The organism is Dietzia sp. Cai40 (assembly GCF_014145165.1).
Taxonomy (GTDB): Bacteria; Actinomycetota; Actinomycetes; order Mycobacteriales; family Mycobacteriaceae; genus Dietzia; species Dietzia natronolimnaea.
The window spans coordinates 1-12,645 of record NZ_JAALEB010000226.1; the positions used below are offsets into that span (position 1 = coordinate 1).

Here is a 12,645-nt window from a genome sequence, read left to right on the forward strand (position 1 = left end):
TTGCGTTGCGCCCGCGCGGCCCGTTCGGCCTCGCGTTGTGCGCGACGGGCGGCGCGGACGTCCGGCCTGCTCCCGTCGGGGGCGAGGCTGCCGGGCGCGGTGTCGTCAGGCGTGGTGTCGCCGGGCGTGGTGTCGTCAGGAGTGGCGTCGTCAGGCGTGGTGTCGTCCGTGCTCATGGGATGAAGTTCACCCCCGAGACCTTCATCTCGCCGTCGTCGTGCCGGTTGACCGTGACGCGCACCCGGTACTGGCGATCCTGGTCCTCCTGCGACCTCGGGTTGCCGATCGTCTGATCGATCGCCATGATCACGTCCGCGTGGTCGGGGTAGGACCTCTCGACCGCGGCCGCGGAGACCACGCCGTCCGCCACGACCTCGGTGGTCTGGACGACCTCCTCGTACGAGTCACGACGCGGAGCGAACTGCTCCGAGAAGTCACCCTCGATCATGCCCACTATCCGGTCGACGTCCTCGGAGAGCGTCTCCTGGCGGATGGTCATCAGGTGGGTCAGGACCTCGGTGGCGAAGTCACGGTAGGCCTGGTCGAGCTCGGTGGCGGAGGCGCGGTCGGCGCGGACCGACGCCGCCTTCCCCTGCTCGGACAGCCAGAGTCCTCCCGTGACCAGTGCGGCGAGGAGGGACAGGGCGGCGATGACGGCCAGCGGCGTGAGGCCGCCCCGCCCCGCGCGGTCGGGCTGGTCCCGATCGTTCGAGGGCTGCGATGACACTGGCTAGGTCACTCCGTTCGTCATGACGTCGGTGAGGCTGGCGTCAGCCGGCAGGCGGGCGGCCGTGCCGAGGTTCAACTGACGATACGTCTTGCCGTCCGCCCCGAGATACTCGCCCGTCGCCGGGTCGTACATCGCCGCCGAGGTGCGGATCTCCCGCTCCCCGGAAGTCGACGACGGCACCACGTTGTACGCGTTGGGGTTGTTCCCGGGCGGGCCGACCTCACTGGTGTCGGGCGGATTGTGCCCCTCGGGCGTGTAGTTGTTCGCCCTGCACTCCTCGGGCGAGGCCGCGCGGCGGCCCGGGAACTCCATGCACGGCAGGTTGCGTGCTCCGCGGACGGTCACCTGGGAGTCCTGGGGGACCTTGCAGTAGATGCCGTTGATCAGCGGCGGGACGGAGAGGTCGGCGGGCGACCGCCGCTGGTCCGCCGGCAGGAAGCCCGTCGTACACGGAGGGGTCTCGTTGATCTGGAGGTTGAAGTCCACCTTGATCTCCCCGTCGTCCTTCGCCCCGTTGATGGCCGTGATCAGCGAGGACACCAGGGCCGGGTAGATCACGAGCAACTGCTCGATCGACCGGTTGTAGACCACCCCGACCTCGCCGACGCTCACCAGGTTCGCGACGAGGACCGGCATGGTCGGTTGCAGGTCGTTGAGGACCCTGGTCGCCCGCCCGAGCGAGTCCGGCCCGCGCTGGACGAGCGAGGTGAGCTGCGGTTCGTTGGTCCGGAGCTGATCGGTGACGTCGGCGAGGTTGCGGGTCCAGGCCCGGATCGAGTCCGACGAGCGCAGCTGGGAATCCAGGACCGGCTCGGCGTCCTCGATGAGTTGGCGGGTGACCCCGGAATTGTCCTGGGCCTCGTCCAGCAGCAGTTGCGCGGAGTCAAGGAACTGCCGCAGGTCCCGCTCCGACCCGTTGAACGCGTCGAACGCCTCGGAGATCACCCGGCGCATCTTCGCGTCGTCGATCGACGCCATCAACACCGTCGCCTGGTCCAGGACCGGTCCGATGCCCTGGGGCATGTCGACCCGGTCCGTCCCGAACACCGCGCCGTCCTCCAGTCGACCGGCCGGCTCCCCCTCGGGCACGAACTCCACGTACTGCTCACCGATCGCCGAGACGCTGCGGATCTGCGCCCGCACGTTCGCGGGCACGTCCGCGTTCGACTCGAAGTGCATCTCCGCAACGACGTGCCCGGGCTTGAGGGTCACCGAGTCGACCCGGCCGATGACCGTCCCGAGGTAGGTGACGTTGGCGTTCTGGTAGAGACCACCGGTATCCGGCATCTCGAGGGCGACGTCCGTCCGGTTCCACCCGAGCGAGGTGGGCAGTTTGAGGTACACGACCGACATGACGGCAAGGGCGAGGACCGTGACGACGGCGAAGACCGTCAGCTGGAGCTTGACGAACCTGGTCATCGGGGGGCCTCCTCGGCCGGGGGCGCGGGGTCGCCGGCGGAGTCCGGCGCGGCGAGGTCCCCGGCCGGTTGGTCCATCTGGTCGGGCGCCGGGGGCTGCGGGACGTCGAGCGAGTACGGGTCCGCGCTCGCCAGAGGGTTCGGCGCCAGACCGACATACCCCTCGAGCCCGGCCATCCGGTTTCCGAACTCCGTTCCGAGCAGGAAGGTCTCCGCCAGACGCTCGTTCGTCATGTCCGCGTCGATGTACAGGTTCGCGTAGTCGCCCCGGAGGAAGTTGTCGATACCGGCCTGGGGGAACGGGAAGGTGATGAGGATCTGCATGACGCGGGTGAGGTTGCGGCCGCTGTTCGCCAACCCCTCGAGGACCGGGGTGATGTCCTGCAGGTTGGCCACCAGATTGCTACCGCCACCGGCGTCGATGAGCTGGTTGGCCTTGTTGCCGAAGTCGCCCAGGGAGACCAGGGCCGTGGTGAGTTCCTGCTTCTGCGCGTTGACGAGTGACAACGCCTCCGGCATCTGACCCAGCGCCTTGGCCAGGGTGTCGTTCTGCTCGTTGATCTGCCGCGAGAGCCGGTCCAGACCGTCCATGGCCGCGATGATGTCGGCCCGCTGCTGGTCGAGACCGCTGACGGTGGTCTCCGGCTGTGAGATGACCTCCTTGGCCTCGAACTGGCGTCCGTCCAACGCGGTGTTGAGCTCGCGGGAGATGGTCTCGAACTGGGCGAGTCCGCCGTTGGTGAGGACCACCGACAGCGCCGACAGCGTCTGCTCGGTGGTCGGGTACACACCGGCGCGGGCCAACGGGATGACGTCCCCGTCGGAGAGCGAACCCTCGGGCTCGCCGTCCGGGGGCGGGAAGATCTCGAGATGCTGCGACCCGAGGAGGCTGGTCTGCCCGATCTTCGCGTGCGCGTTGGCCGGGAGACGGACGTCCTCGTTGAGCGAGACCGTGACGATCGCCGTGTAGTCCTCGACCCTCATGTCGGTGATCGAGCCGACGTTGACGTCGTTGACGCGGACCGGCGAATTTCGGGTGATGGTCGTGACGTTGGGCATCTCGATGGTCACCTCGTAGGCGCCCTCTCCGTTGCCCTGGGCGCCCGGGAGCGGGAGCGAGTTGAGCCCCTCCCAGGTGCACCCCGTCCCGGCGAGCAGCACGGCGCCGCCGAGCGCGCCGGCCGCCAGCAGACGTCTGTTCCGGGAACGATCGCGGATCATCACGCACCTCCCGTCGCGATGAGCGTGTCCGTCAGGTTGTCGCCGCGGTTGACCACGTTGATCAACGGATCCGGTCGGGCGGACACGGGCTGCACACCGGGCGCGGTCTGGGTTCCGGGTTTCTGGGAGTTCCAGATCTGGTCCCTCTCCGCGGTCGGCGTGATCGGCGGGGTGACCGCGCCGTACGGGTAGTTGGAGGTGAGCGAGTTGAACAGCGGGCCCATGTACTGCGCACACAGTTGCGCGTCGGATTCGGCCGTGTTGTTGGCCAGGCCCGCGATGGCACCGCAGATGAAGTTGGTCGGGTTGGCCATCTGGTTCATGGCCAGGACGCCGGTGAGGACGCCCTGGTACGGGCGGTAGATGTTGTAGAAGTTGGCCATGGCCGTGGGACCCACGTGCAACACACCCTCCAGGTCGGCACGGCGGTCGCGGACCACCTCGGTGGCCTGCCCCAGCTTGTCCACGGCTGTCGTCACCCGTGTCCCGTGGTTCTCCAGGAAGCGGTCGATGTCGATCACCGCCAGGTCGAGTTCCCTGAGCGCGGCGTCGATGTCGTCGGTCTGGTCGCCGAGGACCTGGGTGACGCTGGCGAGCCTGCCGCCGAAGGAGACGATCTGCTCCTCACTCCGCGAGAGCGCGGTGACGAAGAGCTGGAGGTTCTTGAGGGTGGTGAAGAGGTTCTCGCGGCCGTCGGAGAGCAACGCCATGGTCTGCGAGAGTTCGTTGAGGGCGTCCCTCACCTCCGCACCGTTGCCGTCGAGCATCGCGTCGGCGGACTCGACGAACTCACCGAGCGCTCCGGACTCCTCGTCGCCGGTCGGCCCGAGGGCCGAGGAGAGCTTCATGAGCTGTTCCTTCATGGCGTCCCACTCGACCGGCACCGCGGTCCGCTCGACCGGGATCGATCCACCGTCCTCCATCGCCTCCCCGCCCGTGAACGCGGGGGTGAGCTGGACGAAGCGTTCGGCGACGAGCGACTGGGCCACGAGCAGCGCGGTGGCGTCGGCCGGGACGGGCACGTCCTCGTCGACCTTCATCGTGACCTTGGACAACCCGCCCTCCGTGGTGATGTCCGTGATGGTTCCGACGCGCACCCCGAGGACCCGGACCGTGTCGTCGACGTAGACGCCGCGGGTCGATTCGAAGTAGGCGGTGATGGTCTTGGAGCGCGAGGTGAAGAACCACACCGCGGCGACCACGAGCGCCACCACGATCACGAGCGCGACGACCTTGGCGAGGGTGGAGGACAGTAGTCGACTCATCGGGGCAACCTATTCTCGCCCCAACCGGGGAACTCGTCCATGATCGTCAGGCCGGGAACACCCGGCATGGTCGGCTCGCGGACCAGCCCGGGTTCGGGCTGGATGCGGGGGTCCAGGAGCGGCATGACGTCGCGCAGGATGGTCTGCGGGTACTGACCGATCGACAGGTTGTTCACGTACGCGTTGAACCACGGTCCGGAGGCGACGGCCTCGCTGAGCGCGGTCGAGAAGGGAACGATCCGTCGCAGCCCCAGGTCCATCGACTCCCGGTTGCGGATGAGCAGGTCCGACACCCTCTCCAGCTTGTCCAGCGCCGGTCCCAGCTGGGCCTCGTTGTCCTGGACGACACCGGAGAGCTGGCGGGCGAGCTCGTCGATGTTGGCGACCAACTCGCTGAGCGCCCGGCGCCGCAGATCGAGCTCGGTGAACAACGTGTTGCCGTCCACCATGAGCTGGTTGAGCTGATCGCTGCGCCGGCCGAGGATGTCGGTGGTCCCGGCGGCTCTGTCGAGCAGCTCGCGGACGCCCTCGTCCCGCTTGTTCAGGGACTGGGACAACCGGGTGATCCCGTCTATCGCACCCCGGACCTCGGGCGAGGACTGCTCCATCGTCTCCGAGATCACCGTCAGCGCCTCGTCCACCGAGTCGGTGTCCATGGCCTCGACGGTGTCGGTCAGGTCACCGAGGGCGGCCGTCAGCGAGTACGGCACCGAGGTGCGTTCGAGCGGGACGGTGGCGTCCTCCAGCTCCCCACGACCGTCCGAGTAGACGGCGAGAGCGCGACGGCCGAGGATCGAGTCGGTCTTGATCTGGGCCGACGTGTCGGACCCCAGCGCGACACCGGTGTCGATGGCGAAGTCCACCCTGACCCTGTCGCCGTCGAGCGCGATCTTGCGAACCGAGCCGACCTTCATCCCCGCCACCTGGACGCTGTCCCCGGTGTTGAGCCCGGCGGCGTCGGCGACGTAGGCGGTCGCGTTGCGCAACCCGTTGACGTACGGGATCCGGTCGTAGTTGAGCGAGACTCCCATGAGCACGACGGCGCCCAGGGCCCCCCAGATGCCGATCGTCCGGGGGTCGCGGTCGCGGAACCGGAGTTGCCCCTTGGGCGCCTTGAGCGGTGCGCCGTCCTTCGTGTCACTCATCGGGGAACGAACACCTTCCCGTCGTCTGCTCGTACTGCGGCAGGAAGACGTCCCGGCCCGTGACCGGGTTGGTCATCCGGACGATCACCCCGCAGAGGTAGAACTGGAAGAAGCTGCCGTAGACGCCCAACCGGCCCATCTTCTCGAAGTCGCCCGGGAGCCGCTGGATCGCGTTCTCGACAAAGGCCTCGTCGTCGTTGAAGAGGGTCGCGATGCGGTCGATCTGCGCCACGTCCTCCTTGAGGGCGGGCCGGACGTCCGACAGCAGGGTGGTCATGTTGGCACTCGCGTCGTTGAGTCGGGAGACGGACTGACCGATCGGCTGGGAGTTCGCCGACAACCCGGAGATCAGTTGCTGCAGGTTGACGATGATCGAGTCCACGTTGTCGTAGTTGTCCCCGACCGTGGTGAGGACGCCGTTGAGGTTGGTGATGACGTCCCCGATGAGCTGGTCCCGATCGGCGAGCGCCGTGGTGAGGGATGAGGTGGAGGCCAGCAGGTCCTGGACGGTGCCCGCCTCACCCTGGAACACCTTGACGATGGACTCGGACAACTGGTTGACCTGACCCGGGTCGAGCGCCTTGAACAGCGGACGGAACCCGCCGAGGAGAGCGTCCAGGTCCAACGCCGGCGAGGTCTGGGAGATCGGCAGCGTTCCGCCCGGTTCGAGCGGCGCTTGATCGCCGGTGCCACGCTTGAGTTCGAGGTAGCGGTCCCCGGTGAGGTTCTCGTACCGGACCACGGCCTCGGTGCTCCGGTGGACGATCTGGTTGCCGGCCACGGTGAACTCGACGTCCGCGGTGTTGCCGTCCGCCAGGCCGATCGACCGGACCCGCCCCACCTCGACGCCGGCGATGCGCACCCGGTCCCCGGACTCCAGCCCCGAGACGTCGGTGAAGTGCGCGGTGTAGTCCTCGAAGTCGCCCGAGCGGTAGTCACTGAACACCACCACGAGTCCGGTGAGGACGAGGAGCATGACGGCCGTGAAGACCGACAGCTTGATGAAGGTGGCGCGCGCCTGCTTGGCGGCCTTGCGACCGGCGGTCACGGGGTCGCCCCGTCCATGCCCAGCATGACCTGCAGCAGCGTCGGGGGCGCGGGCCTGCCGGGCTCCATCGGTCGCAGCGGCCCGAACGGCGGGGCGGGACGTGAACACGTCGGGCATCCCTTCCACGGGATTGGAGCCCGTGTCGGTCACGACGAACGGGGCGTGCACGTTCGGGTCGGGGAACGGCAGACCGTAGCAGTTCGGACCCGTGCTGGCGTTGACCTTGGGCAGGTCCTTGGGGTACTCGTACGCCCGCGCACCCTGCTGGAACCCGGCCTTGAACACCAGCCCCGGCTGATCCTTCCCACCGAAGGCCGCCTCGGCGTCCTCGACGTTCGCGTTCAGGCCCACGATGAGGCAGGTGAGGATCGGCGAGTACTCGGCCAGCAGGCTGGTCGACGCGCGCAGGTCCGCGAGCAGTTTGACCAACTCGTTGCCGTTCTCCGCCATCAGTCGCTTGCCTGTCTCACCGGTGCCGATCGCGGCGGCGAGCGTCTGCTCGAAGCGCTCCTGGTTGTTGACGACATTGGTGCCGACGTCCGTACCCGAGTCGAGCAGTCGCATGATCTCCGGGGTGACGTCGGCGTAGAGGTTGGCCACCCGGGACCCCTTGGCCAGGTCGCGCTGCAGGGTGTCGATCTGGGGGTTGATCTCCTGCAGGTAGGTGTTGAGATCGGTGATGGTCCGCCCCAACTGCTCGCCACGGTCGTCGACCGCACCGGAGACGGCCCCGAGGGTGGCGTTGAGCTTCTCCGGTTCGATGGCGACCAACAGGTCGGTGAGGTCCTGGAAGAGCGTGTTGACCTCGGCGGTGACGTTCGCGGTCTCGACGACGGCCCCCCTGGCGAGCTGCCCCTCGGGCGCCCCGACCGGCGGTTCGAAGTCGACGGACTTGGCCCCGAAGATCGTGTTGGAACCGATCCTCACCTGGGAGTTGGCCGGGATCGCCTCCAACGCCGCGGGATCGACCTCGATGTCGATCGTCGCACCGTCGAACTCCTGTCGGATCTCCCGGACGTTGCCGATCTCGACCCCACGGGAGCGCACCTTGGCGTCGGCCTCCATGACCAGTCCCGCCCGGTCGCTGCGGACGGTGAGCGGCACGCGGCTGTCGAAGGCGCGCGCGAACATGAGGAGGGAGAGCGCCACCACCACCACGACGAACAGCGTCAGGATCACCGCCGCGATGCGCTGGGGCACCGTGTCGCTCTGATTCAGGGTTCTCGCCACGACCGCCTCCTATCCCGACAGGTTGAAGTTGCCGTCTCCGCCGTAGATCGCGAGGGAGACGAGAAGGGTTACGGTCACCACGGCGATGAGCGAGGTGCGGACGGCGTTGCCCACGGCCGAGCCGACACCGGCCGGGCCACCTGCGGCGTTGTAGCCGTAATAGGTGTGGATGAGCATGATCGTGATGGCCATGGCGATGGCCTGCACGAAGGACCACAGGATGTCCGTGGGGATGAGGAACGTCGAGAAGTAGTGGTCGTACACGCCACCGGACTGACCGTAGATCTGGACCGTCGCGAACCGGCTCGCCAGGAACGAGGCGATGACGGCCAACGAGTACAGCGGCACCACGGCGATCATCCCGGCGACGATCCGGGTGGAGACCAGGTAGGTGATCGAGTCGATCGCCATGACCTCCAGGGCGTCGATCTCCTCGGACACGCGCATCGCCCCGAGCTGGGCCGTCGCGCCGGCGCCGATGGTGGCGGCCAGTCCGATCCCGGCGATCACCGGTGCGGCGATGCGGACGTTGATGAACGCGGCGAAGAAGCCGGTGAGCGCCTCGACGCCCACGTCGGTCAGCGACGAGAAGCCCTGGACGGCGATCACGCCACCGGTGGCGAGGGTGAGGAAGCCGACGATCACGACGGTGCCGCCGATCATCGCCAGGGCCCCCGCGCCCATGGCGATCTCGGCGATGAGCCGGAGTGTCTCCTTGGGGTACTGGGTGAGTGCCCGCGGCGTCGCCACGAGTGCGCGCCAGAAGAACAGTGCGATGGCGCCGAAGTCGTCGAAGCGACCGACGGTGAGGTTCCGGGCCCGTGACAGTCGGGGGAAACGGGCGGTCTCGATGATGGTCACCTCACGCCCCCAGGACCTTCACGCCGACCGCCGTGAGCACGGTGTTGACGACGAACAGCGCCATGAAGGCGTAGACGACGGTCTCGTTGACCGCGTTACCGACGTCCTTCGGCCCGCCACGGACGTAGAGACCCTTGTAGCAGGCCACCAGGCCGGCGAGCATCCCGAACATCCCGGCCTTGATCTGGGCCAACACGAGCTCTCCGAACCCGGTCAGCAGCGTGATTCCGTTGACGAAGGCCCCGGGGTTGACCCCCTGGAGGAGTACCGAGAAGAGGAACCCGCCGAGGATGCCGATGGTGCACACGAGTCCGTTGAGCAGCAGTGCGACGAAGGTCGAGGCGGCCACCCGGGGGACGACCAGTCGCTTGACGGGATCGATGCCGAGGACCTCCATGGCGTCGATCTCCTCGCGGATCGTCCGGGCGCCCAGGTCGGCACAGATCGCCGTGGCGCCGGCGCCGGCGACGATGAGGACGGTGACCATGGGACCGACCTGGGTGACCGCGCCGAGGGCCGCGCCCGCACCGGAGAGGTCGGCCGCACCGATCTCCCGCAGCAGGATGTTCAGGGTGAAGCTCACCAGGACGGTGAACGGGATCGCCACCAGGACGGTGGCCAGCATGGAGACCCGGGCGATGAACCACGACTGCTCGACGAACTCGCGGCCCTGGCGCACGATCGACGGGAACGAGACGAATGTGTCGAGACTCAAGGCGACGAACTCGCCGACCCCCTTGAGCGGCGCGTCGAGCACTCTCGCCATGTCGCCCCCTCCTGTCGTGTGCCGGCCCCCGGCCACACCGATCTGAACAAGTGACCGGTTCGGTGTGACCCCGATTACACAGTAGCTAGAACACGTTCTCATTAGCAAGGCCTACCGGTCACCCCCGAACGGTGCCCCTGCGCATGTGTCGGGAATCTAACACGCCCCGACACAACGAAAGCGGTCCCCGACACGTCTCTCAGCAAACGCGTCGGGGACCGCATCGGTTCAGGTCAGAGGGTCATGATCTCCGAGGCGGAGAAGGACTTGCCCTCGGGCCGCCCTGACCAGTGGCCGGAGACCGCGTCGGCGAACTCCCGGCGGTCCCACACACCGCCCTCGGCGTCGAACCGCTTCTCCACCACCGGGGCGTCCACCAACGCGACCATGCCGCCGTATACCACGAACAGCTGACCGCTGACACCGGCCGCGGCGGGCGACGCGAGGTACGACACCAGGTCCGCCACCCGGTCCGGCGACAGCGGGTCGGGCCCCTTCGACTCGTCCCAGTCCTCGAAGACGCCCTCGGTCATCCCCGTGCGCCCCCGGGGAGCGATGGCGTTGGCCGTACAGCCGATCCGGGAGAGCACACGTGAGGCCGACAGGGTGAGCGCGGTGATGGCGGCCTTGGCCGCGCCGTAGTTCGCCTGCCCGGGCGGGCCGAAGAGTCCCGCCTCGGACGAGGTGTTGATCAGCCGCCCGTACACCGGGGAGTCGGACTTCTTGCTCTCGCCCCGCCAGTGGGCCGCGGCGTTGCGGGTGAGCAGGAAATGCCCGCGCAGGTGCACCCTGATCACCGCGTCGAAGTCGTCGTCCTCCATGTTGAACAGCATCTTGTCCCGGGTGATGCCGGCGTTGTTGACCACCACGTGCAGGCCGCCGAGTCGTACGGCCTCGGCCACCATCGCGTCGGCGGTCTCCCGTTCGGAGACGTCCCCGACCACCAGGGAGGCCTTGGCGCCCGCCGCCTCGATGTCGGCGATCACGGCGTCCGTGGCCTCGCCGGACCGGATGTCGTTGATGACGACCGCGGCCGCACCCGAGCGCGCCAACTCCACGGCTTCCGCGGCGCCCAGCCCGGAGCCGGACCCGGTGACGACCGCCACCCGGCCGTCGAGCGAGAGATCCGCCCCGAGGTCCTTCCGGCCCTGCCCGGGCGTCACTCCGCGACCTTGAGCGCCGCCATCGGGCACTTCTCGACAGCCTTGAGCGCGCGCTTCTGCAGTTCCTCGGGGACCTCGTCGACGATCACCCGCACCACCTCGTCGTCGTCGTTCAACTCGAAGACCTTCGGGGCGAGCCCGACACACACGGCCTGCCCCTCGCAGCGGTCGGGATCCACGTCAATCCTCATACCCGTCCTCCTTGGCCGGGCCCGCGACCACTGTGGCCGCGAGCATGATTCGATACTATGTGAGACACGACACTAGAACGTGTTCCACTCGAGATGAGTTTAGGGCATATGGACATCACCTACACCACAGACCAGCAACGGCTGCGCGGGGAGTTGCGCGAGTACTTCTCCGCCCTGATGACCCCCGAGCGCCGAGAGGCCTTCACCTCCACGACCGGCGAATACGGCCACGGCAACGCCTACCGTGAGATCGTCGCCGAGATGGGCCGCGACGGCTGGCTGACGATCGGATGGCCGGAGGAGTTCGGCGGTCGGAACCGCCCGATGGTGGAGCAGTTGATCTTCACCGACGAGGCCGCGATCGCCGGGGTCCCGGTGCCCTTCCTCACCATCAACTCGGTCGCGCCGACGATCATGGCCTTCGGGTCCGAGGAGCAGAAGAGCTACTTCCTGCCCCGGATCAGCCGCGGCGAGCTGCACTTCGGCATCGGCTACTCCGAGCCGGAATCGGGCACCGACCTGGCCTCCCTGAAGACCCGGGCCGTGCGCGAGGCCGGGACCGGGGAGCACGCGGGCCGGGAGGTGTACCGCATCAACGGGCAGAAGATGTGGACGTCCCTCGTGGCCTACGCGGACTGGATCTGGCTGGCCGCACGCACCGATCCGGACGCCAAGCGACACAAGGGCATCTCGATGATCATGGTGCCCACCGACGCCGAGGGGTTCTCGTGGACTCCCGTCCACACGATGGCGGGCCCGGACACCAGCGCCACCTACTACCAGGACGTGGTGGTGCCCGCCTCCAACCTGGTCGGGCCCGAACACGGCGGGTGGCCGCTCATGACCAACCAGCTCAACCACGAGCGGGTCGCCCTCACGGCCGCCGGTCCGCTCCAGGCCTCGCTCCGGCAGGTCCTGGAGTGGGCGCGCACCACGCGTGCGGCCGACGTCGGCCTGCCCGGCGGCGGGGACGTGATCGACAACGAGTGGGTGCGCACCCACCTGGCCCGCGTCCACGCGATGGCCGAGTACCTGGCGCTGCGCAACTGGGAGATCGTCTCCGCCGACTCCACCACGCCCACCCGCATCGCCGCGTCGGCGACCAAGGTGTACGGCACCGAGACCGCGTGCGAGGCGTACCGGCTCCTCATGGAGGTGCTGGGCTCCGCCGGGTTCCAACGCTCCCACTCCCCCACCGCCGTCCTCCACGGGCGCATCGAGAAACTACATCGTTCGGCCCTCATCCTCACCTTCGGCGGAGGCACCAACGAGGTCCAGCGCGACATCATCGCCGCCGCCGGACTCGGGTTGCCACCGGCGCCGCGGATCGCCCCCACCCCGTCCTCTGCCCGGAAGGACAGCTGACATGGATTTCCACATCGACGACACCACCCGTGAGCTCTCCACGCTCGTCCGCACCATGGGCGAGCAACTGGTCACCGACGACTCCCTGCGCGAGCTCGACGCGCGCTTCGGCCCCGGGACCGAGGCCGACGGCGGAGCAGACCACGCGACCGCACGGTTCCATTCCCGCTACTGGGACGAGCTGGTCCGCGCGGGCGTGCCCGCCGCCCTCGCCCCGGAGTCGCTCGGCGGCGCCGGCCTGG

The 12,645-nt window shown here is 68.3% G+C and carries 11 protein-coding genes and 1 pseudogene; 2 read left to right on the top strand and 10 right to left on the bottom strand.

Annotation, left to right across the window (positions count from 1 at the left end; translation table 11 throughout):
- Positions 1-172: 172 nt before the first annotated feature.
- The 10 genes from G6022_RS09460 to G6022_RS09510 form a co-directional block, all read right to left on the bottom strand.
- Positions 173-727 (bottom strand): hypothetical protein, encoded by a 555-nt coding sequence (locus G6022_RS09460; protein WP_304816393.1) that lies wholly within the window; start codon positions 725-727, stop codon positions 173-175.
- Between the two features lie 3 nt (positions 728-730).
- Positions 731-2,149 (bottom strand): MlaD family protein, encoded by a 1,419-nt coding sequence (locus G6022_RS09465; protein WP_182639496.1) that lies wholly within the window; start codon positions 2,147-2,149, stop codon positions 731-733.
- On the bottom strand, positions 2,146-3,369 hold the full coding sequence (locus tag G6022_RS09470) for an MCE family protein (RefSeq protein WP_182639497.1): 1,224 nt from the start codon (positions 3,367-3,369) through the stop codon (positions 2,146-2,148). Before G6022_RS09470 ends, G6022_RS09465 begins: the two co-directional genes overlap by 4 nt.
- A complete protein-coding gene (locus G6022_RS09475) occupies positions 3,369-4,634 on the bottom strand; it encodes an MCE family protein (RefSeq protein ID WP_182639498.1) in 1,266 nt (421 codons plus the stop codon). The genes G6022_RS09470 and G6022_RS09475 overlap by 1 nt, the downstream gene beginning before the upstream one ends.
- Positions 4,631-5,779 carry an MCE family protein gene (locus tag G6022_RS09480; protein ID WP_182609478.1) on the bottom strand — a complete coding sequence of 383 codons (1,149 nt, stop codon included), beginning with the start codon at positions 5,777-5,779 and terminating at the stop codon, positions 4,631-4,633. The genes G6022_RS09475 and G6022_RS09480 overlap by 4 nt, the downstream gene beginning before the upstream one ends.
- The gene (locus G6022_RS16855; protein WP_347237844.1) at positions 5,772-8,057 is read right to left on the bottom strand and encodes an MCE family protein; all 2,286 of its coding nucleotides are present in this window, start codon (positions 8,055-8,057) and stop codon (positions 5,772-5,774) included. The genes G6022_RS09480 and G6022_RS16855 overlap by 8 nt, the downstream gene beginning before the upstream one ends.
- A gap of 9 nt (positions 8,058-8,066) precedes the next feature.
- Complete coding sequence (locus tag G6022_RS09495) at positions 8,067-8,885, bottom strand: ABC transporter permease (protein ID WP_187700756.1); 819 nt, start codon at positions 8,883-8,885, stop codon at positions 8,067-8,069.
- A 34-nt stretch (positions 8,886-8,919) separates the two neighbouring features.
- On the bottom strand, positions 8,920-9,684 hold the full coding sequence (locus G6022_RS09500) for an ABC transporter permease (protein WP_182609475.1): 765 nt from the start codon (positions 9,682-9,684) through the stop codon (positions 8,920-8,922).
- A gap of 233 nt (positions 9,685-9,917) precedes the next feature.
- Complete coding sequence (locus tag G6022_RS09505) at positions 9,918-10,847, bottom strand: 3-oxoacyl-ACP reductase (RefSeq protein ID WP_182639499.1); 930 nt, start codon at positions 10,845-10,847, stop codon at positions 9,918-9,920.
- Positions 10,844-11,038, bottom strand: coding sequence for a ferredoxin (locus G6022_RS09510; protein WP_107748788.1), 195 nt, complete (start codon positions 11,036-11,038; stop codon positions 10,844-10,846). Before G6022_RS09510 ends, G6022_RS09505 begins: the two co-directional genes overlap by 4 nt.
- Positions 11,039-11,146: 108 nt before the next feature.
- Between G6022_RS09510 and G6022_RS09515 the strand changes: the two genes are divergently transcribed.
- Positions 11,147-12,403 carry an acyl-CoA dehydrogenase family protein gene (locus tag G6022_RS09515; RefSeq protein WP_107748787.1) on the top strand — a complete coding sequence of 419 codons (1,257 nt, stop codon included), beginning with the start codon at positions 11,147-11,149 and terminating at the stop codon, positions 12,401-12,403.
- 1 nt (position 12,404) lies between these two features.
- Positions 12,405-12,645: pseudogene (locus G6022_RS09520) on the top strand (acyl-CoA dehydrogenase); the annotation flags it as partial.